This window comes from Microbacterium sp. Se5.02b (assembly GCF_019464375.1).
Lineage (GTDB): Bacteria > Actinomycetota > Actinomycetes > Actinomycetales > Microbacteriaceae > Microbacterium.
The window spans coordinates 1,780,063-1,805,180 of sequence record NZ_CP080491.1 but is presented as its reverse complement, the minus strand read 5'-3'; the positions used below and the strand labels follow the sequence as shown (position 1 = coordinate 1,805,180).

General features: G+C 68.6%; 23 protein-coding genes and 5 pseudogenes. 12 read left to right on the top strand and 16 right to left on the bottom strand.

Features of this window, described 5'->3' with window-relative positions:
- Positions 1 to 82 precede the first annotated feature (82 nt).
- The gene (locus K1X59_RS08910) at positions 83 to 634 is read left to right on the top strand and encodes an NUDIX domain-containing protein (protein ID WP_183152528.1); all 552 of its coding nucleotides are present in this window, start codon (positions 83 to 85) and stop codon (positions 632 to 634) included.
- Positions 635 to 644: 10 nt separating this feature from the next.
- Here the strand turns inward: K1X59_RS08910 and K1X59_RS08905 are convergent, their stop codons facing one another.
- The 3 genes from K1X59_RS08905 to K1X59_RS08895 are packed head-to-tail and all read right to left on the bottom strand — an operon-like array spanning position 645 to position 2,688.
- On the bottom strand, positions 645 to 1,406 hold the full coding sequence (locus tag K1X59_RS08905) for an SDR family oxidoreductase (RefSeq protein ID WP_183152527.1): 762 nt from the start codon (positions 1,404 to 1,406) through the stop codon (positions 645 to 647).
- Entirely contained in the window at positions 1,406 to 1,882 is a 477-nt protein-coding gene (locus K1X59_RS08900; RefSeq protein ID WP_183152526.1) for a dihydrofolate reductase, read from the bottom strand. Before K1X59_RS08900 ends, K1X59_RS08905 begins: the two co-directional genes overlap by 1 nt.
- Positions 1,879 to 2,688, bottom strand: coding sequence for a thymidylate synthase (locus K1X59_RS08895; RefSeq protein WP_183152525.1), 810 nt, complete (start codon positions 2,686 to 2,688; stop codon positions 1,879 to 1,881). Before K1X59_RS08895 ends, K1X59_RS08900 begins: the two co-directional genes overlap by 4 nt.
- A 118-nt stretch (positions 2,689 to 2,806) precedes the next feature.
- Between K1X59_RS08895 and K1X59_RS08890 the strand changes: the two genes are divergently transcribed.
- The 3 genes and pseudogenes from K1X59_RS08890 (at position 2,807) to K1X59_RS08880 (ending at position 4,322) form a co-directional block, all read left to right on the top strand.
- Complete coding sequence (locus K1X59_RS08890; RefSeq protein ID WP_183152524.1) at positions 2,807 to 3,220, top strand: thioredoxin family protein; 414 nt, start codon at positions 2,807 to 2,809, stop codon at positions 3,218 to 3,220.
- A gap of 21 nt (positions 3,221 to 3,241) precedes the next feature.
- Positions 3,242 to 3,813: pseudogene (locus K1X59_RS08885) on the top strand (DUF4395 family protein).
- A gap of 83 nt (positions 3,814 to 3,896) precedes the next feature.
- Positions 3,897 to 4,322, top strand: coding sequence for an OsmC family peroxiredoxin (locus K1X59_RS08880; protein WP_183152523.1), 426 nt, complete (start codon positions 3,897 to 3,899; stop codon positions 4,320 to 4,322).
- A gap of 14 nt (positions 4,323 to 4,336) precedes the next feature.
- Here the strand turns inward: K1X59_RS08880 and K1X59_RS08875 are convergent, their stop codons facing one another.
- The 5 genes from K1X59_RS08875 to K1X59_RS08855 form a co-directional block, all read right to left on the bottom strand.
- A complete protein-coding gene (locus K1X59_RS08875) occupies positions 4,337 to 4,771 on the bottom strand; it encodes a hypothetical protein (RefSeq protein WP_183152522.1) in 435 nt (144 codons plus the stop codon).
- Complete coding sequence (dapB, locus tag K1X59_RS08870; RefSeq protein ID WP_183152521.1) at positions 4,771 to 5,511, bottom strand: 4-hydroxy-tetrahydrodipicolinate reductase; 741 nt, start codon at positions 5,509 to 5,511, stop codon at positions 4,771 to 4,773. The genes K1X59_RS08875 and dapB overlap by 1 nt, the downstream gene beginning before the upstream one ends.
- A 152-nt stretch (positions 5,512 to 5,663) precedes the next feature.
- Positions 5,664 to 6,266, bottom strand: coding sequence for a histidine phosphatase family protein (locus tag K1X59_RS08865; RefSeq protein ID WP_183152520.1), 603 nt, complete (start codon positions 6,264 to 6,266; stop codon positions 5,664 to 5,666).
- A gap of 69 nt (positions 6,267 to 6,335) precedes the next feature.
- Complete coding sequence (locus K1X59_RS08860; RefSeq protein WP_244632550.1) at positions 6,336 to 7,364, bottom strand: aldo/keto reductase; 1,029 nt, start codon at positions 7,362 to 7,364, stop codon at positions 6,336 to 6,338.
- Between the two features lie 218 nt (positions 7,365 to 7,582).
- On the bottom strand, positions 7,583 to 9,859 hold the full coding sequence (locus K1X59_RS08855) for a polyribonucleotide nucleotidyltransferase (RefSeq protein WP_183152519.1): 2,277 nt from the start codon (positions 9,857 to 9,859) through the stop codon (positions 7,583 to 7,585).
- A gap of 359 nt (positions 9,860 to 10,218) precedes the next feature.
- Here K1X59_RS08855 and K1X59_RS08850 point away from each other — a divergent pair.
- Positions 10,219 to 11,528, top strand: a pseudogene (locus K1X59_RS08850) (UDP-glucose dehydrogenase family protein).
- A 33-nt stretch (positions 11,529 to 11,561) separates the two neighbouring features.
- On the opposite strand, the gene K1X59_RS08845 reads toward K1X59_RS08850, so the two are convergent.
- Together K1X59_RS08845 and K1X59_RS21250 are read right to left on the bottom strand one after the other, a co-directional pair.
- Positions 11,562 to 12,905, bottom strand: coding sequence for a GDSL-type esterase/lipase family protein (locus K1X59_RS08845; RefSeq protein ID WP_258567193.1), 1,344 nt, complete (start codon positions 12,903 to 12,905; stop codon positions 11,562 to 11,564).
- Positions 12,902 to 13,501, bottom strand: a complete 600-nt coding sequence (locus K1X59_RS21250) for a glycosyltransferase (RefSeq protein WP_258567192.1) — start codon at positions 13,499 to 13,501, stop codon at positions 12,902 to 12,904. Before K1X59_RS21250 ends, K1X59_RS08845 begins: the two co-directional genes overlap by 4 nt.
- Before the next feature lie 342 nt (positions 13,502 to 13,843).
- Between K1X59_RS21250 and K1X59_RS08840 the strand changes: the two genes are divergently transcribed.
- Both K1X59_RS08840 and K1X59_RS08835 read left to right on the top strand, forming a co-directional pair.
- Positions 13,844 to 14,224 carry a DedA family protein gene (locus K1X59_RS08840; protein WP_258567191.1) on the top strand — a complete coding sequence of 127 codons (381 nt, stop codon included), beginning with the start codon at positions 13,844 to 13,846 and terminating at the stop codon, positions 14,222 to 14,224.
- A gap of 31 nt (positions 14,225 to 14,255) precedes the next feature.
- Entirely contained in the window at positions 14,256 to 14,432 is a 177-nt protein-coding gene (locus K1X59_RS08835) for a DUF5302 domain-containing protein (protein WP_183152518.1), read from the top strand.
- A 103-nt stretch (positions 14,433 to 14,535) separates the two neighbouring features.
- Here the strand turns inward: K1X59_RS08835 and K1X59_RS08830 are convergent, their stop codons facing one another.
- Positions 14,536 to 15,180, bottom strand: a complete 645-nt coding sequence (locus tag K1X59_RS08830) for an FMN reductase (RefSeq protein WP_183152517.1) — start codon at positions 15,178 to 15,180, stop codon at positions 14,536 to 14,538.
- A 1-nt stretch (position 15,181) separates the two neighbouring features.
- Positions 15,182 to 16,408, bottom strand: coding sequence for an LLM class flavin-dependent oxidoreductase (locus K1X59_RS08825; RefSeq protein ID WP_183152516.1), 1,227 nt, complete (start codon positions 16,406 to 16,408; stop codon positions 15,182 to 15,184).
- Positions 16,409 to 16,518: 110 nt separating this feature from the next.
- Between K1X59_RS08825 and K1X59_RS08820 the strand changes: the two genes are divergently transcribed.
- Genes K1X59_RS08820 through K1X59_RS21245 form a run of 3 tightly spaced genes read left to right on the top strand, consistent with a single transcriptional unit; the run spans position 16,519 to position 18,541 of the window.
- Positions 16,519 to 17,658 carry an acyltransferase family protein gene (locus K1X59_RS08820; RefSeq protein ID WP_183152515.1) on the top strand — a complete coding sequence of 380 codons (1,140 nt, stop codon included), beginning with the start codon at positions 16,519 to 16,521 and terminating at the stop codon, positions 17,656 to 17,658.
- Positions 17,655 to 18,254 (top strand): serine hydrolase, encoded by a 600-nt coding sequence (locus tag K1X59_RS08815; RefSeq protein ID WP_258567190.1) that lies wholly within the window; start codon positions 17,655 to 17,657, stop codon positions 18,252 to 18,254. The genes K1X59_RS08820 and K1X59_RS08815 overlap by 4 nt, the downstream gene beginning before the upstream one ends.
- Positions 18,233 to 18,541 (top strand): hypothetical protein, encoded by a 309-nt coding sequence (locus tag K1X59_RS21245; protein ID WP_244632546.1) that lies wholly within the window; start codon positions 18,233 to 18,235, stop codon positions 18,539 to 18,541. The genes K1X59_RS08815 and K1X59_RS21245 overlap by 22 nt, the downstream gene beginning before the upstream one ends.
- Before the next feature lie 6 nt (positions 18,542 to 18,547).
- Here K1X59_RS21245 and efeB read toward each other — a convergent pair.
- From efeB to efeU, 3 genes and pseudogenes are all read right to left on the bottom strand, one after another.
- A pseudogene (gene efeB, locus K1X59_RS08810) lies at positions 18,548 to 19,851 on the bottom strand (iron uptake transporter deferrochelatase/peroxidase subunit).
- Positions 19,852 to 19,889: 38 nt separating this feature from the next.
- Entirely contained in the window at positions 19,890 to 21,122 is a 1,233-nt protein-coding gene (gene efeO, locus K1X59_RS08805) for an iron uptake system protein EfeO (RefSeq protein WP_220174153.1), read from the bottom strand.
- Positions 21,119 to 22,061, bottom strand: a pseudogene (gene efeU / locus K1X59_RS08800) (iron uptake transporter permease EfeU). The gene efeO and the pseudogene efeU overlap by 4 nt, the downstream one beginning before the upstream one ends.
- 166 nt (positions 22,062 to 22,227) lie before the next feature.
- Here efeU and K1X59_RS08795 point away from each other — a divergent pair.
- A pseudogene (locus tag K1X59_RS08795) lies at positions 22,228 to 23,231 on the top strand (isopenicillin N synthase family dioxygenase).
- A 109-nt stretch (positions 23,232 to 23,340) separates the two neighbouring features.
- Here the strand turns inward: K1X59_RS08795 and rpsO are convergent.
- Positions 23,341 to 23,610 carry a 30S ribosomal protein S15 gene (rpsO, locus tag K1X59_RS08790; protein WP_055993247.1) on the bottom strand — a complete coding sequence of 90 codons (270 nt, stop codon included), beginning with the start codon at positions 23,608 to 23,610 and terminating at the stop codon, positions 23,341 to 23,343.
- 186 nt (positions 23,611 to 23,796) lie between these two features.
- Here rpsO and K1X59_RS08785 point away from each other — a divergent pair, with 186 nt between their 5' ends.
- Entirely contained in the window at positions 23,797 to 25,089 is a 1,293-nt protein-coding gene (locus K1X59_RS08785) for an MFS transporter (RefSeq protein ID WP_183152513.1), read from the top strand.
- Positions 25,090 to 25,118: the final 29 nt, after the last annotated feature.

Sequence of the window (25,118 nt, the reverse complement as noted above, 5' to 3'; positions counted from 1 at the left end):
GCGGACGCGGTGACTCGTCCGGTCACGTCGACGATGCGTCCTCCGTGCCGAGTGCCGGCGCGGCTCGGCATACGCTCGGGGGATGGGATGGGTCACGCACCGTACCGAGTCGAAGTACGAGAACGCCTGGATCCGGGTGCGTGAGGACGCCGTCTCGGGTCCGAACGGCGCCGATGGCATCTATGGCGTCGTCGCCACCTGGCATCCAGCCGTGTTCATCGTCGCGGTGGATGACCAAGACCGTATGTGCCTGGTCACGATCGACAGATACACGGTGGGCGTCAGCACGGAGATCCCGGCTGGGGGCAGCGACGGCGAAGACCCGCTCGCGGCGGCGAAGCGGGAACTGCGCGAGGAGACCGGGTACGAGGCGGACGACTGGACGTCGCTCGGCTCCATGTACGCATTGAACGGGATCGCCGAGGCGCGTGAGCATGTGTTCCTCGCACGCGGCGTCCGGGCACTCGCCGCCTCCGAGGACGCCGCCGCGACTCAAGCCGAAGAGGGTATCCAGGCGGTCTCCTGGGTACCCTTCGAACAGGTGCTCAGGATGATCGCGGCGGGTGACGTCACCGACGGCGAGACCATCGCCGCGGTCGCGATGGCGGGCATCGCGCTCGGCAGGTTCCATTGAGACCTGCGTCTCAGACGCGACCTCGCCTTGCCACGCGCGAGGTGAGCGAGCTCGGCAAGAAGCGGGCCACAGCAACGATCACCTTGTAGCGCACCGACGGCACCGACACCGCCTTACCACGGGCGGCATCGCGCAGCCCGGTGCGCACGACGTCGTGCGCGTCCAACCACATGATGCTCGGCACGCCTTCCTGCCCCACAGCCAGCCCCATGCGCTCGTGGAACGTCGTGTGTGTGAAACCCGGGCACAGTGCGGTCACCGAGACCCTGTCACTGCTGTACTCGGCGTTCGCCCACCGGCTGAAGCCGATCAGCCAGGCTTTGCAGGCCGAGTAGGTCGATCGCGAGATGAAGCCGGCCACCGAAGCCACGTTGATGATGCGCCCGCCTCGCCCTCGCATGGACTGGAGCGCGGCGTGCATGAGACGCATGGAGGCTTCGACGTGCACGCGGAGGTGCCTCACCTCATCTTCGAGGTCGTTGTCTGCGAACTGCAGCGGCAACCCGAAGCCGGCATTGTTGACGAGCAGATCGACGGGATCCGAGACATCACGGAGCCGCGCGGCGACCTTCTCGACATCGCCGACCTCCGCGAGATCCGCAGGGAGGACCTCGACGGCGACACCGTATTCACGACGCAACTCGGCGGCGAGCTCCTCCAGCGGACCCGCAGAGCGGGCGACGAGGATGAGATCGGCGCGACGTCGCGCGAGTTGACGAGCGAACTCGGCGCCCAATCCGGCACTGGCCCCGGTGATCAGCGCAGTGGGCATCAGCGCTCGTATCCGAGGAAGCGATAGCGGATGTCGGAGCGAGATGTGTGCCACTCCCCCTCGTCGACGAGGCGCCAGCCGGTCTTCGGCGGCGCGTAGGTGTCTCCGGCGACCTGAAGGTCGAGCTCGGTGACCTCGAGCCGATCGGCGTCGCCGATCACCTGTCGGAAGATCTCCGCTCCGCCGATGACCCAGACCCTGTCGAGTCCGCGCACGGCTTCGGCGACCGTCGCTGCCCGACGCGCACCCTTCTCGGACCAGTCCTGTTGCCGGGTGACCACGATGTTGTCTCGACCGGCGAGCGGGCGGAAGCGCTCAGGAAGCGAATCCCAGGTCTTGCGGCCCATCACCACCGGCGCTCCGAGGGTCACTTCCTTGAAATGCGCGAGGTCCTCGGGGACGTGCCAGGGCATTCCGCCCTCGGCGCCGATCACGCCGCCGCGCGCCTCCGCCCAGATCAGCCCGACCCACGTCATACGGCCACCGCTGCGCGGATCGGGGCGTGATGCTGATAGTCCGACACGACGAAGTCGTCGTAGCGGTAATCGAAGATCGAGTCCGGCTTCCTGGCGAAACTCAGCGTCGGGTAGTCGTACGGGTCGCGGCTGAGCTGCTCACGCACCTGCTCCACGTGGTTGTCGTAGATGTGGCAGTCTCCGCCGGTCCACACGAAGTCACCCGGTTCGAGTCCGACCTGCTGCGCGATCATCTTCGTGAGCAGCGCGTAGGAGGCGATGTTGAACGGGACACCGAGGAACATGTCGGCGCTGCGCTGGTACAGCTGGCAGGAGAGCTTGCCGTCGGCGACGTAGAACTGGAACAACGCGTGGCAGGGCGCGAGAGCCATGTCGGGGATCTCCGCCGGGTTCCACGCCGAGACGATCAATCGCCGCGAGTCCGGAGAGCGTCGGATCTGCTCGATCACCTCGGACAGTTGATCGATGCTCCCGCCGTCGGGCTTCGGCCAGGACCGCCACTGGACCCCGTAGACCGGACCGAGGTCGCCGGATTCGTCAGCCCATTCGTCCCAGATCGTGACGCCGTTCTCGCGCAACCACCCGACGTTCGAGTCGCCCCGCAGGAACCAGAGCAGCTCGTAGGCGATCGACTTGAAATGCACACGCTTCGTGGTGATGAGGGGGAAGCCCTTCGAAAGGTCGAAGCGGATCTGCCGACCGAAGACGCTCGTGGTGCCGGTACCCGTGCGATCGGACTTATGCGTGCCGGTCTCCAGGACATCGCGGAGCAGGTCTTCATACGGCGTCGGGACGGCTTCGCTCATGACAGCCACGATACCGCGACCATCCGCGTCTCGGGCGGAGCCGCTCTGGCTCCCGGCACGTCCGTCATGGTGTGAAACATCGGCCCGCAGCCTTCTTCGCACGGCATATTCTCGCTCTATGTCGCCCACGCTCGCCCTGGGGCTCGCCGCAGCACTCCTCGTGCTCGCGACGACCATCGGTATCGTGCTGCGCCGGCGCGACGGACGACGGCGCGATGGCGGCGCGCTCCACTTCGATCCGGCGGATGCCGCCACAGCGGAGTTCGGCGACAGGGCCACCCTCGTGCAGTTCAGCACCGAGATGTGCGCGCGGTGCCCGCAGGTACGCCGGCTGCTCGACGGTTACGCCTCCGACCACGAAGGACTCCGTCACGTGGAGATCGATCTGACGCATCGTCCTGATCTCTCCGCCCGCTACAAGGTGTTGCAGACACCGACGACGTTCGTCATCGACAGCTCAGGCGCCGTCCGCGCGCGCTTCCACGGCGTGCCGCACCGCCATGCCCTCGCCGACGCCCTGGCCACCGTCTGAGCCCGAAAGTCTGGAGCACAAATGAGCACGCCCGCAGGCATCGACCCCCGAGGCCCACGCTTCGCCGCCACCGTCACGGCCGTCCTCCTGCTCCTGGCGACCTTCCTCGGGCTGATCGGGATCTCGACCGCGCAGGTCCCCGGAAGCTGGTTCGCGATCACTCCCTCCTCGGACTTCGCATTCGTCGCCGGGAGGACCTGGGCCCTCCCCTCTGCGGGGTTCGCCGAACGTGTCCTCGACCCCGGGTTCCTGCTCACGGTGATCATCGCGCTGCTCTTCCTGTGGGGTGTCGTATCGCCCCGCACCGCCCCGTGGAGCGCCCTGTTCCGCACTGCGGTGCGCCCCGGCTCGCTCCGCCGTCCGAGCTGGAGGATCCACGACCGCCTCGGTTCTCGCAAGGGGTCGGACTCTTCGTCGTCACGATCGGACTCGTGCTGCATGCTCTCGGCGTTCCCTGGGCACTCCCGATCGCGACGGCTGCGGCCTTCATCGCGGCCTTCCTCAATGCGGCCTTCGCTTTCTGCCTCGGCTGCCAGCTGTACCTCCTGCTGCAGCGTGTCGGGGTCGTCGGACGCGAAGCTGCAGCGTCCTGACCGCTGTTCCCCCGCGTCGGAGCGCTCGATAGGCTGACCACGAGTCGACGCCGCAGCCCCGCAGCGCGAGAACCGGAGGAATCATGCCCGTCACCAGCGAAGCCGCCAGCACGTGGACCGGATCGCTCATGGAAGGGTCGGGCACCGTGGCGTTCTCGTCGTCGCATCTCGGCACCTTCCCCCTCAATTGGAAGGCGCGTAGCGAGGGCAGCGACACCACCACCACGCCGGAGGAACTCATCGCGGCAGCCCACGCGTCCTGCTTCAGCATGGCGCTCTCGCACGCCCTCGCAGAGAACGGCACTCCGCCGGAGCGCGTCAACACGACCGCATCGGTCACGTTCAAGCCCGGAGTCGGCATCACCGGAAGCCACCTCAATGTCAACGCGAGCGTTCCGAACCTGACGCCCGAGGCGTTCCAGGAGATCGCGAACGGCGCCAAGACCGGTTGCCCGGTCTCTCAGGCGCTCGCAGGCATCGAGATCACCCTCGAGGCGACACTCGCCTGAGCCGCCCGTCAGGGTCAGCGACGAGCGAGACGGATCGCCTCACGAATGCTGGCCCTGGCGTCCTTCCGGCGGCCGGCAGCATCCTGGACGACGCCCAGCCGGTAGCGCGCGCGCCAGTCGTCGTCGGCCGACTCGGCTTCCGCCGCGTACCGAGCGATGAGCGGATCCGCGTCGGCGCGAGCGATCCGCCCACTCGGCGTGAGTTCCGTCTCGACCGGGGGCATGCCGCCTTCGGCATCGAGAAGGCGTCCGAGCCGGTCAGCTCCGAAGCCGAACATCATCTCCCTGACGAGCGCCCATGCTCCGATCGGCGCCAGCACGAGGAGCGTGATCCCCATCCCGATCGACACGGGGGTGCCGACGGAGATGAACATCACCGCGAGCCAGATGGCGACAGCGAGGTAGACGAGCAGCGCCGCGGCCATCAGGCCGACGCCGATGCGCGACATCACGACCGGATGCCGATGTCGATCATGTGCTCGAGGCCCACGACCACGCCGGTCGCGTTGAGGGCGAAGGGCACGGCGAGCCGGATTCCGGGTGCGTACGCCAGCGCAGAGTCGGTGGTGTCGTGGGTGAAGGTGAGCGACTCGCCGGGACCGGACAGGATGACCTCCTGCTTCGCGACCACGCCTGGCCGCCGCAGCGAGTGGATCGGGACGCTGCCGACCTGCTGTCCACGCGCGCGTTGGTCCGCGTGCGGCGCGCTGACGGGCCCGTTCTCCGCCCGAGCGGCGGCGATCAGCTCTGCCGTCCGCACGGCGGTTCCGCTCGGAGAGTCGATCTTGGTCTCGCGGTGCGCCTCGATGATCTCCGCCGACCCGAAGAACGGGGCCGCCGCAGCAGCCAATGCCGAGCCGAGCACCGAGCCCAACGAGAAGTTGGGGATGAAGACCGCACCGGTGCCCGCGGCCTCGACGAGAGGGCGCACGAGCGCGATCCGCTCAGCCGACCATCCCGAGGTCGCGACCAGGACGTTGATACCGCGCTCGACGGCAGCACGCACGACCTCGATGCTCACCTGCGGCGTCGACGCGTCGACCACCAGGTCCACCCCGTCGAGCTCGGAGAGATCGCTGGACGAGGTCAGCACGCGACTCACCTCGAAGCCGTCGAGCTCATCGATCACCGCGCCGATGATCGTGCCGAGCTTCCCGGTTCCGCCGACGAGGGCTACCTGCGTGGTCATGCATCCAGTCTATTTCGACGTCGGCGGGGTCCGGCCGGGGGCGCGCGGGCTGCGCTGCGGTTTCCCTGAGAGCCGTGCCCGCTCGGGCACGGCACGTCACGCGCACGGACCGCAGCACAGCGCTGTCCGCGCGCACCGCTTCGAGTACCGCCTCAGACCAGGAGCGCGTCGGGGATGCCGGTGCGCAACTCCACGGGGAGGTGACCGGTGTCGTTATGGGTGAGGAGAGTCCACGGTCGCCCCTGCTTCTGCGCGATGACCGTGAGGCCGCAATGCGACTGGTTCAACGTCATCCATCGCCACTCCGGAGCCGCGAGCACCTCGCGGACGAACCACGAGATCACGAAGTTGTGTGTGATGAGCACCTCATGCACATCCCCGGTCTTGCGGACGAGGAACTCGTTGACCGCGTCCGACATCTGCGCCCGCCCCGCCTCGATCTCCGCCTCGGTGACGGATCCGAAGAACGGCTCGAACACCGCGGGAGTATCTTCCGTCATGCCGGTCGGCACGCAGTCGAACAGCAACGCGGTGGGCTCAGGGTCCACCGAGGGAAGACGAGCGGCGATCGCCCTGGCCGTCTCGTTCGCCCGCAGCAGCGGCGAATGCCAGACAGCATCGAGGGGAAGCCCGGACAGCCGATCGGCGATCAGCTCGGCCTGCCGCTGTCCTCGGGGAGAGAGGGGTCCATCGGCGAGACCGTGCTCCGCATCTTGATGTTCACCGTGTCTGACCAGATATATGTAGTGCGTCACAACTCGCTCGCTTCATCGCCAGCATTCGCCGGGCCTCCTTCCCACCCTATGTCACGGGCGGAGGGAAGCTCAGTTACCGGCCCGGGTGAGCTCGGCGAGGTGGCTGCGCGACAGCGACACCCCCGCGCCCTGCATGAGCTCGTCGACATGATCGGTGGCGAAGGCGTTCACGATCGGCGCGGCGATCGTGCGCTGCGCCAGCAGCCAGGCGATCGACACGGCCGCGACGGGAACCGCGAGTTCCTCCGCGACCTGGTCCAGCGCGCGCAGGATCTTGATCCCACGCCGGTTGAGGTGCCCTCGGAGCTGCTCGCCGCGGACACCCCGCGATGTGAGCGCCTTGTTGCGATGCCGACCGGAGAGGAATCCGTGCTCGAGCGCATGCGACGGGGTCACCGCGAGGTTCTGCGCACCGGCGACCAGGCGCAGATCGCCCTCGAACGGCTGACGCCGGATGAGGTTGTACGGCGCATCGATCACCTGGATGCGCGGGTAGCCCGCTGAGGCGAGGATCCGCGCCTCGACGAGTCGCTCCGGCGCGAGCCCGTAGGCGCCGACGGCCCCGACCTTGCCGGCATCTGCCAACCACTCCACTGTCGCGAGCGTGTCTTCCAGGTTCGTCGTCGCATCGAGGGTGGCATCGAGGTACAGCACGTCGATGCGCTCGACACCGAGTCTGGTGAGCGAGCCCTCCACCGCGCGCACGAGGTTCACGGAGCCGAGCCCCGGGTTGTCGGCGTGCGCGCCGATACGGACGCTCAGCACCGCCCGGTCGCGTCGTCCGCGAGACCGCAGCCACTGTCCGATGATGTGCTCGCTGCGACCACCGGAGAAACCGTCCGCGGTGTGAATGGCATTGCCGCCGAACTCCACATAGCGATCGAGGATGCCGTGGCTCGTCTCGAGGTCGACGTTCCAGCCGAATTCGGCCGCACCGAGCATCAGGGGAAAGGTCTCGAATCCGGTCTCTCCCAGAGGGACGCGGATCGTCTCTCCTATCCCGGGTCCGACGATGGGGATCGGCGCGGACGGATGCTCGGCGGATCCCTGCGGGGCGCGCTCCGCGTCCGCTCCCGCGCCTACGCTGAACAACCGCATTCTCTCTCACCCCCGCGTCGATCGGTGCGTGCCGACCTGCGTACCTGCTGGACCTGCACCCCCCGGTGCGTACTTCGAGGGTAAGCGACTTCCCCGAACGACTTGACCAATCCAGGGAACGGCGCGGAAACGTCCGATAACGATTTGATCACACCGGAACGGCGAAGCCCGGGCCCGTCCGAGACGGACGGACCCGGGCTCCGGTGCGAGCGTCGAGACTACTCGGCGGCAGTGTCCTCCGCCGGTGCGGACTCGGCGGCGGGCGCCTCGTCGATCACGGGCTCGAGCGACAGCTTGCCGCGGTCGTCGATCTTCGTGATCTTCACGAGGATCTTCTGACCGACCGACAGGACGTCGTCGACGTTCTCGACACGCTTGCCACCGGCGAGCTTGCGCACCTCGGTGACGTGCAGCAGACCGTCCTTGCCCGGAAGCAGCGAGATGAACGCGCCGAAGGTCGCGATCTTCACGACGGTGCCGAGGAACTGCTCGCCGACCTCCGGGTTGGTCGGGTTGGCGATCGCATTGACCTGGGCGCGGGCGGCCTCGGCCGAGGGGCCGTCGGTCGCGCCGATGTAGACGGTGCCGTCCTCCTCGATGGAGATCTGCGCACCGGTCTCGTCCTGGATCGCGTTGATCGTCTTGCCCTTCGGGCCGATCAGCTCGCCGATCTTGTCGACCGGGATCTGCACGCTGATGACGCGCGGCGCGGTCGGCGCCATCTCGTCCGGAGCGTCGATCGCGGCGTTGAGGACGTTGAGGATCGTCAGACGAGCCTCACGTGCCTGGGTCAGCGCACCTGCGAGCACCGACGACGGGATGCCGTCGAGCTTGGTGTCGAGCTGGATCGCCGTGACGAACTCGCTCGTGCCCGCGACCTTGAAGTCCATGTCGCCGAGAGCATCTTCCGCACCGAGGATGTCGGTGAGTGCCGCGTAGCGGGTCTCACCGTCGACCTCGTCCGAGACGAGGCCCATCGCGATGCCGGCGACGGGTGCGCGCAGCGGCACACCGGCGTTCAGCAGCGAGAGGGTCGACGCACAGACGGAGCCCATCGAGGTGGACCCGTTGGAGCTGAGCGCCTCGGAGACCTGACGGATCGCGTACGGGAACTCCTCGCGGCTCGGCAGCACCGGCACGAGGGCGCGCTCGGCGAGGAAGCCGTGCCCGATCTCGCGACGCTTCGGCGAACCGACACGGCCGGTCTCGCCGGTCGAGTAGGGCGGGAAGTTGTAGTGGTGCATGTAGCGCTTGCTCGTCGTGGGCGACAGCGAGTCGATCTGCTGCTCCATCTTGAGCATGTTCAGCGTGGTGATGCCCAGGATCTGGGTCTCGCCGCGCTGGAAGATCGCGGAGCCGTGCACGCGCGGGATGACCTGCACCTCGGCGTCCAGCGGACGGATGTCCGCCAGGCCGCGGCCGTCGATGCGCGCACCCTCGGTGAGGATGCGGCCGCGGACGATCTTCTTCGTCACGGACTTGTACGCGGCGGAGAACTCGAGCGGGGCCGCAGCCGGGAGCGAGCCCGCCTCGGTGGCCTCGATGAGCTCGGCCTTGACGCGGTCCTTGATCGCGTCGTCAGCGGTCTGACGCTCGACCTTGTCGGCGATCTGGTAGACGTCGCTGAGCTCGGCGAACGCGCGCTCGGACACGAAGCTGTAGACCTCGTCGCTGTATGCCGGGAAGACGGGGTAGACGCCCGGCTCCTTCGACGCGGTCGCGGCGAGCTCGGCCTGAGCCTTGACCAGCTGAGCGATGAACGGCTTCGAGGCCTCGAGACCCTGGGCCACGATCTCCTCGTTCGGCTTGGTGGCGCCAGCCTTGATGAGGTTCCAGCTGCCCTCGGTCGCCTCGGCCTCGACCATCATGATGGCGACGTCTTCCGTGCCATCGGCCTTGGTGACGACGCGACCGGCGACGATCAGGTCGAACACGGCATCTGCGACCTGCTCGGCCGTCGGGAACGCGACCCACTGGTCCGCGTGCTCGCCATGACCGGGGATGAACGCGAGGCGCGCACCGGCGACCGGGCCCGAGAACGGCAGACCCGAGATCTGGGTCGACGCCGAAGCGGCGTTGATCGCGAGAGCGTCGTAGAACTCGCCCGGTGCGATCGAGAGGACGGTGATGACGATCTGGACCTCGTTGCGCAGGCCGTCGACGAACGACGGACGCAGCGGACGGTCGATCAGACGGCAGACGAGGATCGCCTCGGTGGAGGGACGACCCTCACGACGGAAGAACGAGCCGGGGATCTTGCCGGCGGCGTAGGAGCGCTCCTCGACATCGACCGTCAGCGGGAAGAAGTCGAAGCCCTCACGCGGGTGCTTGCCCGCGCTGGTGGCCGAGAGGAGCATGGTCTCGCCGTCGAGATACGCGGCGACTGCGCCCTGAGCCTGCTGCGCGAGGCGGCCGGTCTCGAAGCGGATGGTGCGGGTGCCGAAGCGGCCGTTGTCGAGAACGGCCTCGGTGGCGGTGATTTCAGGACCTTCCAAGAGGTCTCTCCTTCTTTGTTTAGACTCGCGAGTCCGTATGACGCGCGAGCGTGTTCAAAGGAGCGGAACGGAAGGGTTCGGGCGCGCGGGCACTCCCGCGAATCTCGCCTGCGCTGGCCACCAGTAGAAAGCCACCCGACGTGTGCCGAGGAACCCACCACAGGGGACCAGCTTCTCCGCCGATCGCTCCATGAGTCGATATGAAATTGTGCGGTCGGCACACGCCGACCGCATCCACCCTACCAGCGCCGACCGCGATTCCCTCGTGGCGCCGTGCATCGTGGACCGGACATGCGTCGGACATACGACGTTCACCCGACGGATGCCGTCAGGTGGGAGTGATCGGTTCTGCTGAGTCCATGCGCATGTCAGTGATCGGCTGCGGGTACCTCGGTGCCGTGCACGCCGCCGCGATGGCCTCGATCGGGCACGACGTCGTCGGCATCGACGTGGACGAGCAGAAGATCGCCGCCCTGGCGTCGGGCGCTGCGCCGTTCTTCGAACCCCGACTGCCGGAACTCCTGGCCGAGGGGCTCGGTTCGGGGCGGCTGAGGTTCAGCAGTCGGATGGCGGACGCCGAGGGAGCGGATGTGCACTTCCTGGCAGTCGGCACTCCTCAGGTGTCGGGTGGACACGCCGCCGACCTCCGATTCGTCGAGGCAGCCGTCGACGGCCTGCGCCCTCACCTGAGGCCCGGCGATGTCGTCGCAGGCAAATCCACCGTCCCGGTCGGCACCGCGGCACGGCTCGCCGCGCGTGTGATCGACACAGGAGCGACGCTGGTCTGGAACCCGGAGTTCCTGCGCGAGGGCTGGGCTGTGCATGACACGCTCGCGCCCGACCGTCTCGTCGTGGGGGCGGAACAGGACGCTGACGGCGAGCGGGCCGTCGCCGTGCTGCGCGATGCGTACGCTCAGGCCATCGACGCCGGCGCCCCGTTCCTCGTGACGGACCTCGCCACCGCCGAGCTCGTGAAGGGGGCCGCCAACGCCTTCCTCGCGACGAAGATCTCTTTCATCAACGCGATGGCGGAGATCGCCGAAGCCTCCGGCGCGGACGTCGCTCTCCTCGCGGACGCTCTCGGATACGACACCCGGATCGGGCGACGCTACCTCGGGGCGGGCATCGGCTTCGGCGGAGGCTGCCTCCCGAAAGACATCCGCGCCTTCGCCGCACGCGCCGACGAACTCGGCCGCGGCGAAGCGGTCGGGTTCCTCCGTGAAGTCGACGCGATCAATCTGCGACGACGGGAACGCGCCGTCCGACTCGTGGTCGACGCGCTCGGGGGCTCGTGTTCGGGCGGCGGATCGCCGTGCTCGGAGCCGCGTTCAAACCGTTCAGCGACGACATCCGCGATTCCCCCGCTCTCGACGTGGCCGTACGTCTGCGAGGTCTGGGAGCGGATGTCGTCGTCACCGACCCGGCCGCGATCGACAACGCGTCAGCCGCGCACCCGCAGCTCGGATACGCGCGAGATCGGGATGACGCTCTCCGCGACGCCGACGCGGTCGTCATCGTGACCGAATGGGATGAGTACCGCCGGGACCTCTCGCCGGAGCACGCGGGTGCTCTGGTGCGCGGCCGCGTCGTCGTGGACGGCCGCAACTGCCTCGACGCCACCGCCTGGCGTGCGGCGGGCTGGCAGTACCACGGCCTGGGTCGCCGGTAACCCGCATCGCCCGCGACGGTCGCTGTCCTGCGATCAGCCCACCGTCACGCCGCGACCGGCCGGTGTCCTACCGAGGTAGACGTAGTCCTGGTGCTTCGACGCCCTGCCGTCGCCCGCGGCACGCCCATGCAGCCGGCGCCACACCCAGGGCAGGGCATGACGACGCCACCACACCCCGACGCCGATGGGTTCATGCTCGTGCAGCGCTGCGTCGAGTAGTCCGAGCGCATCGGCATCGGGCACACCGAGCATCTCTCCCGCCCGATACGCGAGGAAGCGATGCCCGCGACTGCTCAGATGCACGAGATCCTCCCCCCAATTGGGCCGCTCCGCGAGAGACGGATACAGGTCGGTGTCGATGAGCATGGCGCCGGTGCGCGCGGCGATTCCCGCCAACGCCGTGGCGAATGCGGCGAACCTCCGGGTGTAGATGACCGCCGCACGCCGCCCCGGCAGGAACGGCGTGACCAGGAGCACGTCGGCGCCGGCCTCCCTGAGCCGCACGACCGCACCTTCGAGTTCCAGAGCGAGGGCGGGGACGTCCACGTGGTGCTTCACGAGGTCGTTGGCGCCGATCAGGATCGAGACGAGGTCCGGGCGCAGCTCCACCGCCCGCTCCGTCTGCATGCCGGACACGTCACGCACCCGCTTCGACCGGATCGCGAGGTTGGCGTAGTGGAGGCCGCCCTGCGCCGCGAGGAGCAGTGCGAGCCGATCCGCCCAGCCGCGCAGAGCACCGTCGGGAGCCGGATCGCACAGTCCTTCCGTGAGCGAATCTCCGAGCGCGACGAACCGCCGCCAACGACGGGGTGCCACCGCCACAGGCGCCTCGGGCCGGACCGTGCGGCGCGCGCGTGCGCCCCTGTCGGCCCGGTGCAGCGTCCGCGCCTCGTCGTAGTGCGCGAGGAGCTGGTCGCAGACGCTCGCCCAGCTGCGGCTCTGCACGGCGGCGTGGCCTGCTGCGCCGAATGCCTGTCGCTTTCGGGCGTCCCCTGCGAGGTCGGCCACACGCATCCGAAGGTCCGCGTGATCCCCCGGTCGATACAACCAGCCGTCGATGCCCATCCGCACGAGGTCGAGGGGGCCTCCGCGACCGGTCGCGATCACGGGAACACCGCTCGCGTGTGCCTCCTGGAGGGTCTGACCGAAGGTCTCGCTCTCACCCGGATGCACGAACAGGTCGAACGACGCCATCGCGGACGCGAGCGCCAGACCGTCGAGGTGTCCGAGGAACACCGCCTCGGGGAGCAGGCTCTCCAGCCGTGTCCTGCTGGGTCCGTCCCCGACGATCACGATTCGCGTCCCGGGGATGTCGCGCAGCACGGCGAGATCCTCGACCTGCTTCTCGGGAGCGAGACGCCCCACGTAGCCGATCACGACCTCTGCCCCCAGGAGGCGCGGAGCGCCGCGTCACGGCGTGCGGGCTGGAAGCGTTCGGCATCGACCCCTCTCCCCCAGCGCCGCACACGATCCACCCCCAGTTCGGCGAGCTGCTGAGCGGAGTCGGCGGATGGAGCGAGGGTCAACGTCGCTCGGCGGTGCAATCGCGAGATGTGCGACTGAGCGATACCGGTCGTGGCGGCGATCCGGTACCGCTCCGTGTACGCGGCGACGTCCGTCTGGTAGGCGGCGGCGCTGGGGATGCCGAGGCGCTCCGCAGCAAGTACGCCACGCCAGCCGAGCGCGAAAGGCGAGGCGAGATGCACGACGTCCGGTCGGAACCGCTGGAGCGACGAGGCGATGCGGTGCACGCCAGACGTCCCGACCCTGACGTTGCGATAGCCCGGCAGCGGAAGGCTCGGAATCGCCTCGATGAGCGCGCCGTGGACGTGGGCGGGAATCCCGTCGGCAGCGGGCGCGATGACGTGTGCGTCGTGACCCGCGTGCTCGAGATGCCGAAGGATCTGCAGCACCGAGCCGGTGACGCCGTTCATGTGCGGAAGGAAGGACTCCGTGACGATCGCTACTCTCACAGCCCCAGGATGACGGCGATCCCGGCCTGCTCCGGTCGCAAACGGCTGTCAGCACCAGATGTTCACCGGATGCTGGACGGCGGGTCACCGGCTATCCGGCCTTTGGTTCCCGTTCACCGCCGGAAGGCACAGTGGACGACGTGGCTGCCGACCTGCTCACCGAATCGCTCGCGGGCCCGTGGAGTCTGGCGCTCATGTGCCTGCTCGTCGTCGGAGATGCGTTCTTCGTCGTCGTGCCGGGAGAGATCGCGGTGACCGCCCTCGGAGCGCTTGCCGCGACCACGGGTACTCCGCCGCTCTGGGCCGTCGTCGTGTGCGCGGCCGCGGCCGCGACCCTCGGCGATGTCTGCTGCTACGTGCTCGGGCGGCTGGTCGGCACCGAACGCTGGCGGTGGATGCGAGCAGCGCGCGTGCAGCAGGCTCGCGTGGGCGCGGCGTCGACTCGACACCGGTACGGCCACCGTCCTCTTCACCGCCCGGTTCGTACCGTTCGCGCGACTCGCGATCAATCTGGTGGCCGGAGCGTCCCGCATCCATCCGCCCCGCTACCTCGCTCTGGTCGCCCTCGCTGCGACGGGATGGGCGGGATACCAGGCGGCGGTCGGCGCCGCCGTCGCTGCCGTCGTCCCCGGAGGTCCGCTCGTCGCGGTGCCCGTCTCGGTGGTCCTCGCGATCGGTCTCGGTCTGCTGATCGACCTCGTCAGTCGACGCAGGAGAGGGTGAGAGACCGCACCCGGTGCTCTAGGCTCGGGGCATGAGCACCGAAGAAGGCGCCACCTCCGCTGAGGAGATGAAGCGCAAGTTCAAGGAAGCGCTCGAGAAGAAGAACGCGCACCACCGGCAGGGCGAGGCACACCTCGACGGCGATTCCGCCGTCCACAGTGCGAACGCCCCGCAGACCCGGCGCGAGTTCCGACGCAAGAGCGGTTGACCGCGCGGATGCGGGAGCCCGTTCACCTGGACTCCCGCGTCCCTCTCTCCCTCGCGACGTCCACGCCGTCGCCGAGGATGAGGTCATCTCACCGCTCGCAGCATCACTCGCCGGCGAGGCCGCCCAGCATGTGGCCGAAGGAGCGTCCTTCGCCGAGGTATGTGGCGGGGTCGTACGGGTCCGCCACCGTGGCGGCGTCCCGACGAGCGATGGCCTCCGCGAGCTCGTTCGCGCCCTTCTCGACACGTTTGCCGAGCGGAGCCACGTCGTCACCTGAGCCGCCCCAGTCGCTCGACGCGGCGAACACGCCCGTCGACACCGCCTCGGCGTGCAGGTAGGCGAAGAGCGGCCGGATGGCGTAGTCGATCGCGAGCGAGTGCCGCGCGGTGCCGGCGTTCGCGCCGATCAGCACCGGCTTGCCGGTGAGAGCATCGGGGTCGAGGACGTCGATGAACGACTTGAACAGTCCGGAGTAGCTCGTCGAGAAGATCGGCGTCACTGCGATGAGCGCATCGGCCGAGACGACCGTGTTGATGGCGGTCTCCAGCGCCGGCGGGGCGAACCCGGTGAGCATGTTGTTCGTGATGTCGTGCGCGTAGTCCCGCAGCTCGATCACATCGACGCTCGCCTCGATGTCGCGCTCGGCGAGGGCGTGGACGGTGGCGACGGCCAGCCGGTCGGCGAGCATCCTGGTGGACGAGGGGTTCGACAGCCCGGCCGCGACGACGGCGATCCTCCGAGTGGTCATCTCAGGCCTCCTTCCGGCCGAGTCCGAATGCTGCGCCCGCCGGTGCGGGCGTGTCCTGGTAGGGCGAGTCGCCGGTCAGGTTGTCGCCGCGGTTGGCGCCGGGACGCGCCTGACGGGTGGGGCCGTCGCCGAACTCGGCGCGGACTCGCGCGGCGTGGGTCGGCGCGTCCGGCACAGCGGCCGGTCGATCCTTCGCCAGCTCCTTGCGCAGCACCGGGACGACCTCGGAGCCGAGGATGTCGAGCTGCTCGAGCACCGTCTTCAGCGGCAGGCCGGCGTGGTCGATGAGGAACAGTTGGCGCTGGTAGTCGCCGTAGTGCTCGCGCATGCCCGCGTAGCGATCGATGACCTGCTGCGGCGAACCGACCGTCAGCGGGGTCATCTCCGTGAAGTCCTCCATGCTCGGGCCGTGACCGTAGACCGGGGCGTTGTCGAAGTACGGACGGAACTGGTTCACGGCGTCCTGCGACCTCGCGGCCATGAAGACCTGACCGCCGAGTCCGACGATCGCCTGCTCCCTGGTGCCGTGCCCGTAGTGCTCGAACCGCTGGCGGTACAGCTCGATCAGACGCTGGTAGTGCTCCTTGGGCCAGAAGATGTTGTTCGCGAAGAACCCGTCGCCGTAGTAGGCGGCCTGCTCGGCGATCTCCGGGGTGCGGATGGAGCCGTGCCACACGAACGGCGCGATGCCGTCGAGCGGTCGGGGCGTCGAGGTGAAGCCCTGCAGCGGGGTGCGGAACTTGCCCTCCCAGTCCACGACGTCTTCACGCCACAGCTTGTGCAGCAGTGCGTAGTTCTCGATCGCGAGCGGGAGGCCCTGGCGGATGTCCTGCCCGAACCACGGGTAGACCGGTCCGGTGTTGCCACGGCCGAGCATGAGGTCCATGCGCCCGTCGGACACGTGCTGCAGCATCGCGTACTCCTCGGCGATGCGCACGGGGTCGTTCGTCGTGATGAGCGTCGTCGAGGTGGAGACGATGAGGCGCTCGGTCTGCGCAGCGAGAGCCGCGAGGAAGGTGGTGGGGCTGGAGGACCAGAACGGCGGATTGTGGTGCTCGCCGATCGCGAAGACGTCGAGTCCGACCTCTTCGGCGTGCACGGCGATGGCCGTGGTCGCCTTGATGCGTTCCTGCTCGCTGGGGGTGATCCCCGTGGTGGGATCGCGGGTGATGTCGCTGACCGACATGATGCCGAACTGCATCGCCTGCGCGCCTGACTGCTCGCTCATGATTGCTCCGTGTCTCCGAACCGGATGCTTCGCATCCGTTTCTATTCATTTGAATGTATCTGTGTCAACGCGCTCAGAGCAACTTTATTCCCGGGCTGTAGCCTCGAACGATGAGCAGTACCGGGGCGGACATCTCAGGGCCCACCACAGGAGCGATCCCACGCAAGCGTCGACGCGTGCCGTTCTGGGACAACGCACGATACGTCTGCATCGTGCTCGTCGTCCTCGGCCACGCGATCCAACGGCTCATCTACGACTCCGACATCGCCTTCGCCTTCTATCTGGCGTTGTACGCGTTCCACATGCCGGCGTTCGCGATCATCTCCGGGTACTTCTCCAAGTCCGGTTCTCCGACAAAGACGCAGATGGCGAGGGTCATCACCGACATCCTGGTGCCGTACGTGATCTTCGAGCTGCTGTGGACTCTCACCAAGTGGCTGGTGGAGGGCCAGGCGAACCCCAACATCACGCAGCCCAGCTGGACGCTCTGGTTCCTGCTCGCGCTCGGGATCTTCCGACTCGTGCTGCCGTACCTCGCCCTCCTGCGATGGCCGTTGTTGTGGACCGTGGTGATCTCCATCGGCTCCGGCTACCTCCCCAACGTCGACAGCACATTCTCGCTCTCGCGCACCCTCGGCCTCCTGCCGTTCTTCGCTCTCGGCTGGTGGCTTCGCGACCGCGACATCGTCGATCGACTCCGCCTGCTGGACCTGCGTCCCTGGTGGATCCGCGCCGCGGCTGTCGGCGTCATCGCGGTGACCGGATGGGCGGCATGGAACTGGCTCCCGCTGTGGCAGGCGGTCGACCTGCGGCACTGGCTCTTCTATGAGGACTCCTATTCGGACCTGGTGGGAGAGCAATGGTGGGCCGGCGGCATCCGGATCGCGCTGATGCTGCTCGCCGTCGTCCTGTGCGCCGCATTCTTCGTGCTCATCCCCCGCGGCTCGTACTGGTGGACGCGCTTCGGCCAGTACACGATGTACGTCTACCTCCTGCACTCGTTCGTGCTGTATCCGTTCCGCGAGACAGGCATCCTGCGCGACCTCGAGCCGACGTGGCTGTGGTTGCCGCTGGTCACGGCCCTCTCGGTGGTCGTCGCCCTGCTCCTCGCCACGAAACCGGTGCGCCGGCTCTTCCGGCCTCTCGTCGAGCCGCGACCGCGCTGGCTCTTCAACGACCCCGAGCTCGCGACACGAGAGGGGCGACGCAACGATCCGACCGGGTCACGGCGCCCTCGCCCGACGCCGTGACGAGCGGGAGCCGGGCACACGCCGTGCGCGACCGGATCGTCGAAGCCGCGGATGCCGCCCGCTTCCAGGCCCATGGCCTCCACGTGCGGGTCGGGGCCCATGCTGCCGAGCATCGCTGGGCGCCCGACGTGCGCGAGGACGTGCACTCCGTCGCCAAGGGGGCCTGCGTCCTCGCCGCAGCGATCGCTGCCGACGCCGGACTGATCGACCTCGACGAGAGGCTGGGCGCTCTGCTCCCCGACTTCGAGCTGGGCGACGGAGTGGACGAGGTGACGCTGCGCCACCTGCTGACCATGTCGAGCGGTATCGATCTCCCCTGGTCGGAGACGATGATGACGGACTGGCCGGACCTCGCCCGAGAGTTCCTCCGCCGCCCGTCGCGGGGCCGTGCCTTCCAGTACTCGAACGCCAGCACCTACACCGCGATGGCGGCGCTCGAAACCAGAGTCGGAGACGTGGGCGACTACCTCGACGCGCGACTGCTCACTCCGCTCGGTATCACGGACGTCGTCTGGGCGCGCAGCCCGAACGGCCGCATCGAGGCCGGCGGGGGCCTCCCCTCCGCACGACCGAGATGGCGCGCCTCGGGCTCCTGATCCGCGACCGTGGGATGTGGGAGGGCCGACAGCTGGTGTCTGCGCGCGGGATCGACGCGATGCACGAGAACCCGGTCGTCGCGGGCGAGACGCCCGGCTACGATCGCTATGCCCTCGCGGGGTGGGGTGGCCCCGGTCGCGCCTGGCGATTGCACGGCGCCCATGGACAGCTGCTGATCTTCCTCGACGATGCGGTCGTGACCCTCACCGCGCACGACCACTTCGGAGCCGATGCGATGGCGGCATCGGTCGTCGGCATCCTCGAGGACGCACGGCGCGAAGCCTGAACGCGCTCAGGCGAACAGGTCTGCCCCGACGTACGAGCCGGGAGCCGCACCGGCCGGTACCGCCCAGATCCCCGAACCGACGTGACGGATGTACTCGTTCATGAGATCGGTCGACAGCCGACGCTGCAGCGAGATGAACTGCGCGGGGTCGCGCTGGTAAGAGAGGAAGAAGAGTCCGGCGTCGAGGCGTCCGAGCGCGTTGTTGCCGTCGACGTAGTTGTACCCGCGCCGGAGGATCCGGATCCCGTCGTTGTGCTCCGGGTGCGCAAGGCTCACGTGGCTGTTCGCGTCGATCGCGTGGCCCCTGAAGTCGGGGGCGGTGAATTCGTCACCTCCGGAGAGAGGCGCTCCCACCCCTTTGTCCCGCCCGATGATCGAGTCCTGCTCGGAGAGGCGAACCCGGTCCCAGGTCTCGATGAGCATCGCGATCTTGCGCGCCACGAGGTACGAGCCGCCGGCCAGCCATGCGGGTTCGTCCTCGGCGCCGACCCAGACGTGATCGTCGAGCGCTGCGTCGTCGTCGGCCAGGATGTTGGCCGTGCCGTCTTTGAACCCGAACAGGTTCCGTGGCGTCGCCTGCGTCGCGGTGGTGCGCGATGTCTTGCCGAAGCCCAGCTGCGACCAGCGCAGTCGCGCCCGTCCGAAGGCGATACGACTGAGGTTGCGGATCGCATGGACGGCGACCTGCGGGTCGTCTGCGCACGCCTGGATGCACAGGTCTCCGTGCGAGGTCTGCGGGTCGAGGTCGTCGCCGAGGAAGGCGGGGAGACGCTTCAGGCCGCCCGGGCGCTGCGCGGCGATGCCGTAGCGATCCCCCTCCTCGTTCTCGAACAGACTCGGTCCGAAGCCGAACGTGATCGTGAGCCCCGCCGCAGGAAGGCCCAGTGCCTCCCCGTGTCTTCCGGCGGAGCCTCGGGGGGGACCCCGACGGCGCCGCTCGCACTGACCTCGAGCCCCTGCGTCATCCGAGACGCCGCGTACGACCAGTCCTGCAGCAGACCGATGAGGTCGTCGCGGTCGCTGCGCGGCATCATGTCGAAGCTCGCGAAGTGCAGATGGTCTTGGACCGGCGTGGTGATTCCGGCCTGATGCGCGCCGAAGAACTCGTACGCGGAGTGGGCGTCATCCGCGGCACGCGCGCGGCCCAGCGCCACTCCTCCGGCGAGGCCGGCCCCCGCGCCGACCGCGAGTCCTGCGACGCCGCCGCCGATGGCGAGGCCGAGCAGTCCGCGCCTGCTCAGACCGCCAGGAGCAGACACCGCCTCCGTCGGCGCGTCGTCGCGAGAGGCCTCCGCTTCCGGTTCGTTCACGTCCGTGATGGTACCCGTCCGATCGCGCTCGACATCGATCAGTCCAGGACCGTGCCGGTGAGCTGCGAGAGCGGCTCGGCCAGCGCGTTGATCAGATCGGTGAACTCGCGCTTGTTCTCCTCGGTCAGTTCCGCGTACCCGACGAAGCCGTCGGTCAGCGAGCCGTGTGCGGCGAGCGAGTTCTCGAGAGCGGCGTACCCCGCCTCGATCTCATCGACGAGCGCGGCGCCCGCGTCGCCCTGTGCGACGGCGAAGTCCTCGACGAGCGAGAAGGCCATCTTCGAGCCCTCGACGTTCGCCGCGAAGTCGTACAGGTCGGTCCCGGACCACCAATCCTCCTCGCCGGAGATCTTGCCGGTGGCCACCTCGTCGAGCAGGGCGATGGCGCCGTTCGAGATGCCGCCGATGCCCTGGTCTTCGAGCGCCGTGGTGAAGTCGTCCGAGTGGACGTAGTCGTAGAGTTCCTGGACGTCCGCGAGGAGCAGGTCGCCGTAGTCGGCCCGCTCCTGCGGGGTCGACGGTGTCCAGTCCTGCCACGCCGGCGTCTCGCCGTCGGCGTTCAGCGCATCCTGCGCCGGCACCCACAGGTCCTTCTCGATGCGGTGGAAACCCGTCCAGTCCAGCCCCTCGGCGACGGCGTCGACCTCGCGGTAGTCGATGCGCGGGTCGAGGTCGCCCAGCGCCTCCGCGACCGGCTCGATGCGCTCGTAGAACGCCCGCGTCCGGGGGAAGAGTTCGCGTGCCGCCTCGTCGTCGCCGGCCTCGTAGGCCGAGGCGAGATCCTCGACCGCCGGGACGAGCTGGCCGACCTGGTCCTTCACGAATGCCGCGTAGAGGTCGACGGCCTTCTGCTTCTGCTCCGAGTCGGGGCCGTCGACGGCGACGCGATCGCCGGTCACGGTGAACGCGGCCTTGCCGACCCCGTCGCCGATCATGCCGGGCTTGCACAGGGTGAAGTAGTCGCCGGGCTGCGCGACGACCGTGAGTGTGCGGGATGCGGCAGGCGCGATGTTCTCGACCTCTCCCACGATGCGCAGTCCGTCTTCGGCCAGGAGGTAGAACTCCGAGACCTGGTCGGTGTCGTTCTTCACGGCGAAGGTGAGCGTGCCGCTCTTCGCCGTGTCCGCCGAGACAGCGCATTCGCCGTCCGTCGAGGAGACGTCGAACGCGGCGCCTGCCGCACCGTCGCTCTTCGCGACACAGCCGCTCAGGACGAGCGCTGCGGCGCCAGCCGCGGCCAGTGCGCCCAGGACACGATGCGAGATGGTCATGCTGCTCCTTGTGGTGAGAGAGGGGAAGGATCGGTCTTCGGGGCCGTGGCGGCGTGCGGTGCGGATGGGCGCTTCACGCGGAGGCCCCGGATGTACAGCGAGCCGACGACGACGACGTACACCCCCACGCGATGACCTGCAGCCAGGTCATCTTCGGCATGAAGCCGATCGTCGCCTGCAGCACCGTTGCGAGGGTGCCCCCGGCGCGATCACGGACGACGCGTCGAAGGCCCACCCGAACGGGAATGCGCCCCACCCGACGAGCACCCCGCCGGACGCCGCGTCGATCGGCGCCGCCGCGGTGAACGGACCGGGAAGAGCGCCCGCCTCCTGCAGGTCCATGAAGGCGTAGGCGAGGACTCCGGCGGCGACGATCACCAGGAAGCCGCCGGTCCACGCGAAGAAGCGACGCAGGTCGAGCTTGACCGCGCCACGGGAGATCAGCCAGCCGATGAGCACGGCGGTCGCGAGGCCGAGGAGGGCCCCGAGCAGCGCCGCCGGCGCGTCGCCGAACGCCTGCACCATCGACCACAGCAGCAACGTCGTCTCGATGCCCTCTCGAGCGACCGAGACGAAGCCGATCGCGATGAGAGCCCAGAGCCCTCCGACGGTGAGCGCGCGATCGATGCCGCCCTCGAGGGACGCCTTCATCGTGCGTCCGGCGCGCTGCATCCAGAAGATCATCCAGGTCACCATGCCGACGGCGAGGAGCGACAGCGTGCCGCCGATCAGCTCCTGCGCGGTGAAGGTGAGCTCGTACGCGCCGAACGTGAGGACAGCGCCGATGCCGAGAGCGAGGGCGATCGCGAGTCCGACACCCGCCCACATCCGTGGGAGAGCATCCGTGCGCCCGAGGCGGCGGAGGTAGGCGACGAGGATGCCGACGACGAGTGCGGCTTCAAGCCCCTCGCGGAGGCCGATGAGAAAAGTGGCGAGCACGGAGCCTGACTCCCGGATGATTACTGAGGTAAGGCAGCCCTTACTCACGAGACTCTAGCACCCGCGCCGCCCGCGTCGGAACCGGGGGTGCGGTGCTCGATGTGCGCGACGGTAATGCGACGCAACAGTCGAGCTCGCACCGAGAGAGCCGACATACCCTCGGTCCATGGCTGAACTCTCGCTTCCCATCCTCGACCTGTCCCAGCTCGACGAAGGCCCGGAGGCCGCGGCGCGATTCCGCGACGATCTCAGGGCCGCAACGCACGACGTCGGGTTCTTCTACCTCACCGGCACCGGCATCTCCCCCGAGCTCGAAGCCCGCCTGCACCGCGCAGCACTCGACTTCTTCGCCCTTCCCGAAGCGGACAAGCTGGCGATCGAGAACGTGCACAGCCCGCACTTCCGCGGATACACCCGCATCGGCGGAGAGCGGACGCAGGGGCAGGTCGATTGGCGCGAGCAGATCGACATCGGGCCCGAGCGCGAACCCGTCGACGGCGGCCCTGCGTTCAATCGCCTCATCGGCCCCAACCTCTGGCCGTCGGCGCAGCCCGAGCTGCAGGAGGTCGTCGCCGAGTGGCACGAGACGCTGTCGGAGGTCGCGCGCAGGCTCCTGCGTGAGTGGGCGCAGACCCTCGGCGCGGAGGAGACGTACTTCGACGAGCACTTCGGCGAGCCCTCGACGCTGATCAAGATCGTCCGATACCCGGGCACGCACGAGCCGGAGCCCCAGCAGGGCGTGGGAGCGCACAAGGACTCCGGCGTCCTGACCCTGCTCTGGGTCGAGCCGGGCAAGGGCGGCCTCCAGGTCGAGCGCGACGGCACCTGGGTCGACGCTCCCCGGTGCCCGGCGCCTTCGTCGTGAACATCGGCGAGCTGCTGGAGTATGCGACGGGCGGGTACCTCAAGGCCACGAACCATCGCGTCGTGTCGCCCCAGGCCCCCGACGACCGCATCTCGATCCCGTTCTTCTTCAACCCCGCGCTCGACAAGCGGCTCCCGTTGATCGAGCTTCCCGCCGAACTCGCCGCGGAGGCGAAGGGCGTCACGAAGGATCCGAGCAACCCGATCCACGCGCTGTACGGCGAGAACGCACTCAAGTCACGCCTGCGCGCGCACCCCGACGTCGCGGCGATCCACCATGCCGACCTGGTGGCCTCTCCCGCCTGACGCTCCGCGGTACCCCCGCACGAGGCCCAGGCATGACGAAGGCCGCCCCACACCGTGGGGCGGCCTTCTCAAGAATGTTCTGCGCGATTGAACGCAGGGTCGCGGTGCCTCAGCGACGAAGTCCGAGACGCTCGATCAGCGAGCGGTAACGCTCGATGTCGATGTCCTGGAGGTAGCCGAGGAGACGGCGGCGCTGACCGACGAGCAGGAACAGCCCACGACGCGAGTGGTGGTCGTGCTTGTGCTCCTTGAGGTGCTCGGTGAGGTCCTTGATGCGCTGCGTCAGCATCGCGACCTGCACCTCGGGGGATCCGGTGTCACCGGGGTGCGTCGCGTACTCTTCGATGATCGCCTTCTTGACGTCTGCTTCCAGTGCCATAGATTCGATCCCCTCTCTGCTTGTTGCGCGGCGCCCGACGCCTGATGCGTGGGCTCTCTTTATCCGCGGCCGATCGAACGGCAACCTGAAGAGTCTACCAGCCGGCGGCTCCTCCCGCGCACCGCAGCCGGACGCCCCCCGGTTCCGCCTCAACTAGGCTCGAGAGGTGCAGAAGAAGATCGACGAGTGAGCGCCCGACGCGGTCACCTGATCGACCTCACTCCCCTGAAGACCAGCCCTGCGTTCGCGCGGATGTGGATCGGCTCGACCCTCGCGGGCATCGGCGGCCAGCTCACGATCGTCACGGTGATGCTGCACGTGTTCGTGCTCACGCAGAGCACCTTCGCGGTATCGATGATCGCGGTGGCGGGGCTCGTCCCGATGATCCTGGCGGGCTTGTACGGCGGGATGCTCGCGGATGCATTCGACCGTCGCCGGGTGGCGCTGATCGCCGCCACCATCACCTTCGCATCCACCGCACTGCTCGCGGCGCTGACCTGGACGGGTACCGAGACCATCTGGTGGCTGTACGCACTGAGCATGATCAACTCGGCGGCGAACTCCGTCGGGATGGCGACGCGCACCGCGATCGTGCCACGCCTGATCCCGCGCGCGCAGCTGGCCGCCGCGTCCGCCCTCAACGGCGTCGCATTCGGACTCACCGTGATGGCGGGCCCCGCCCTGGCCGGCGTCCTCGTGGCGCTGACCGGCTATGGCTGGACCTACACGATCGACGTCGTGCTGATGCTGTCGATGTTCCTCGGCTTGTGGACGCTTCCGACCCTGCGCCCAGAGGGCGAGACCGTCCGCCCTGGGCTCGAGTCGCTCGTCGACGGATGGCGATTCCTCCGCAGGGCCGGCAACATCCGGATGCAGTACATCATCGACATCATCGCGATGACCTTCGGGCAGCCCCTTGTGCTGTTCCCCGCCCTCGGCACCGTGCTCCTCGGCGGGGGTGCCGTCACCACAGGCATCCTCACGGCCGCCGTGGCCGTCGGCACGTTCGCGTCGAGCCTGTTCTCCGGTCGCGTCGTCCAGTACCGCTGGCACGGTCGGGGCATCGCGCGCGCCGTCGAGGCCTACGGCGCATCGATCCTGCTGTTCGGGGTCGTCCTGCTCGTCGGAGCCTTCTCCGCCCCCGTCGGCGAAGACGCACCGAATGTCGGCCTGATCGTCGCGGCCTGCGTGGCGCTCGCCCTCTCCGGTGCCTCCGACAACGTCAGCTCGATCTATCGCAACACCATGATGCAGGCCGCGGTGCCCGATGCCATGCGCGGGCGCCTGCAGGGCCTGTTCGTGGTCGTCGTCGCCGGCGGGCCCCGCGTGGGGGCTCTGTACGCCGGCACGCTGGCCACGCTCACCACGCTCTGGTTCCCGCCGTTGCTGGGCGGCGTGCTCGTGATCGCCCTCGTCGCGATGCTCTCCCGCCGCAACCGCCGGTTCCACGACTACGACGCAGAGAACCCCGAGCCCTGACGGGCCCGGGGTTCGGGAGACTGCCGGAT

What these genes read in the sequence shown, in the direction of transcription:
- K1X59_RS21245 (WP_244632546.1), top strand. Translation starts at nt 18,233, where the DNA reads ATGGCGCGCCTCGGGCTCCTGATCCGCGACCGTGGGATGTGGGAGGGC.
- K1X59_RS08820 (WP_183152515.1), top strand. Translation starts at nt 16,519, where the DNA reads ATGAGCAGTACCGGGGCGGACATCTCAGGGCCCACCACAGGAGCGATC.
- K1X59_RS08910 (WP_183152528.1), top strand. Translation starts at nt 83, where the DNA reads ATGGGATGGGTCACGCACCGTACCGAGTCGAAGTACGAGAACGCCTGG.
- K1X59_RS08840 (WP_258567191.1), top strand. Translation starts at nt 13,844, where the DNA reads ATGTCTGCTGCTACGTGCTCGGGCGGCTGGTCGGCACCGAACGCTGGC.
- K1X59_RS08830 (WP_183152517.1), bottom strand. Translation starts at nt 15,180, where the DNA reads ATGACCACTCGGAGGATCGCCGTCGTCGCGGCCGGGCTGTCGAACCCC.
- K1X59_RS08860 (WP_244632550.1), bottom strand. Translation starts at nt 7,364, where the DNA reads ATGCGGTTGTTCAGCGTAGGCGCGGGAGCGGACGCGGAGCGCGCCCCG.
- efeO (WP_220174153.1), bottom strand. Translation starts at nt 21,122, where the DNA reads ATGACCATCTCGCATCGTGTCCTGGGCGCACTGGCCGCGGCTGGCGCC.
- K1X59_RS08835 (WP_183152518.1), top strand. Translation starts at nt 14,256, where the DNA reads ATGAGCACCGAAGAAGGCGCCACCTCCGCTGAGGAGATGAAGCGCAAG.
- K1X59_RS08880 (WP_183152523.1), top strand. Translation starts at nt 3,897, where the DNA reads ATGCCCGTCACCAGCGAAGCCGCCAGCACGTGGACCGGATCGCTCATG.
- K1X59_RS08825 (WP_183152516.1), bottom strand. Translation starts at nt 16,408, where the DNA reads ATGAGCGAGCAGTCAGGCGCGCAGGCGATGCAGTTCGGCATCATGTCG.
- K1X59_RS08905 (WP_183152527.1), bottom strand. Translation starts at nt 1,406, where the DNA reads ATGCCCACTGCGCTGATCACCGGGGCCAGTGCCGGATTGGGCGCCGAG.
- K1X59_RS08875 (WP_183152522.1), bottom strand. Translation starts at nt 4,771, where the DNA reads ATGTCGCGCATCGGCGTCGGCCTGATGGCCGCGGCGCTGCTCGTCTAC.
- K1X59_RS08890 (WP_183152524.1), top strand. Translation starts at nt 2,807, where the DNA reads ATGTCGCCCACGCTCGCCCTGGGGCTCGCCGCAGCACTCCTCGTGCTC.
- K1X59_RS08900 (WP_183152526.1), bottom strand. Translation starts at nt 1,882, where the DNA reads ATGACGTGGGTCGGGCTGATCTGGGCGGAGGCGCGCGGCGGCGTGATC.
- dapB (WP_183152521.1), bottom strand. Translation starts at nt 5,511, where the DNA reads ATGACCACGCAGGTAGCCCTCGTCGGCGGAACCGGGAAGCTCGGCACG.
- K1X59_RS08895 (WP_183152525.1), bottom strand. Translation starts at nt 2,688, where the DNA reads ATGAGCGAAGCCGTCCCGACGCCGTATGAAGACCTGCTCCGCGATGTC.
- rpsO (WP_055993247.1), bottom strand. Translation starts at nt 23,610, where the DNA reads ATGGCACTGGAAGCAGACGTCAAGAAGGCGATCATCGAAGAGTACGCG.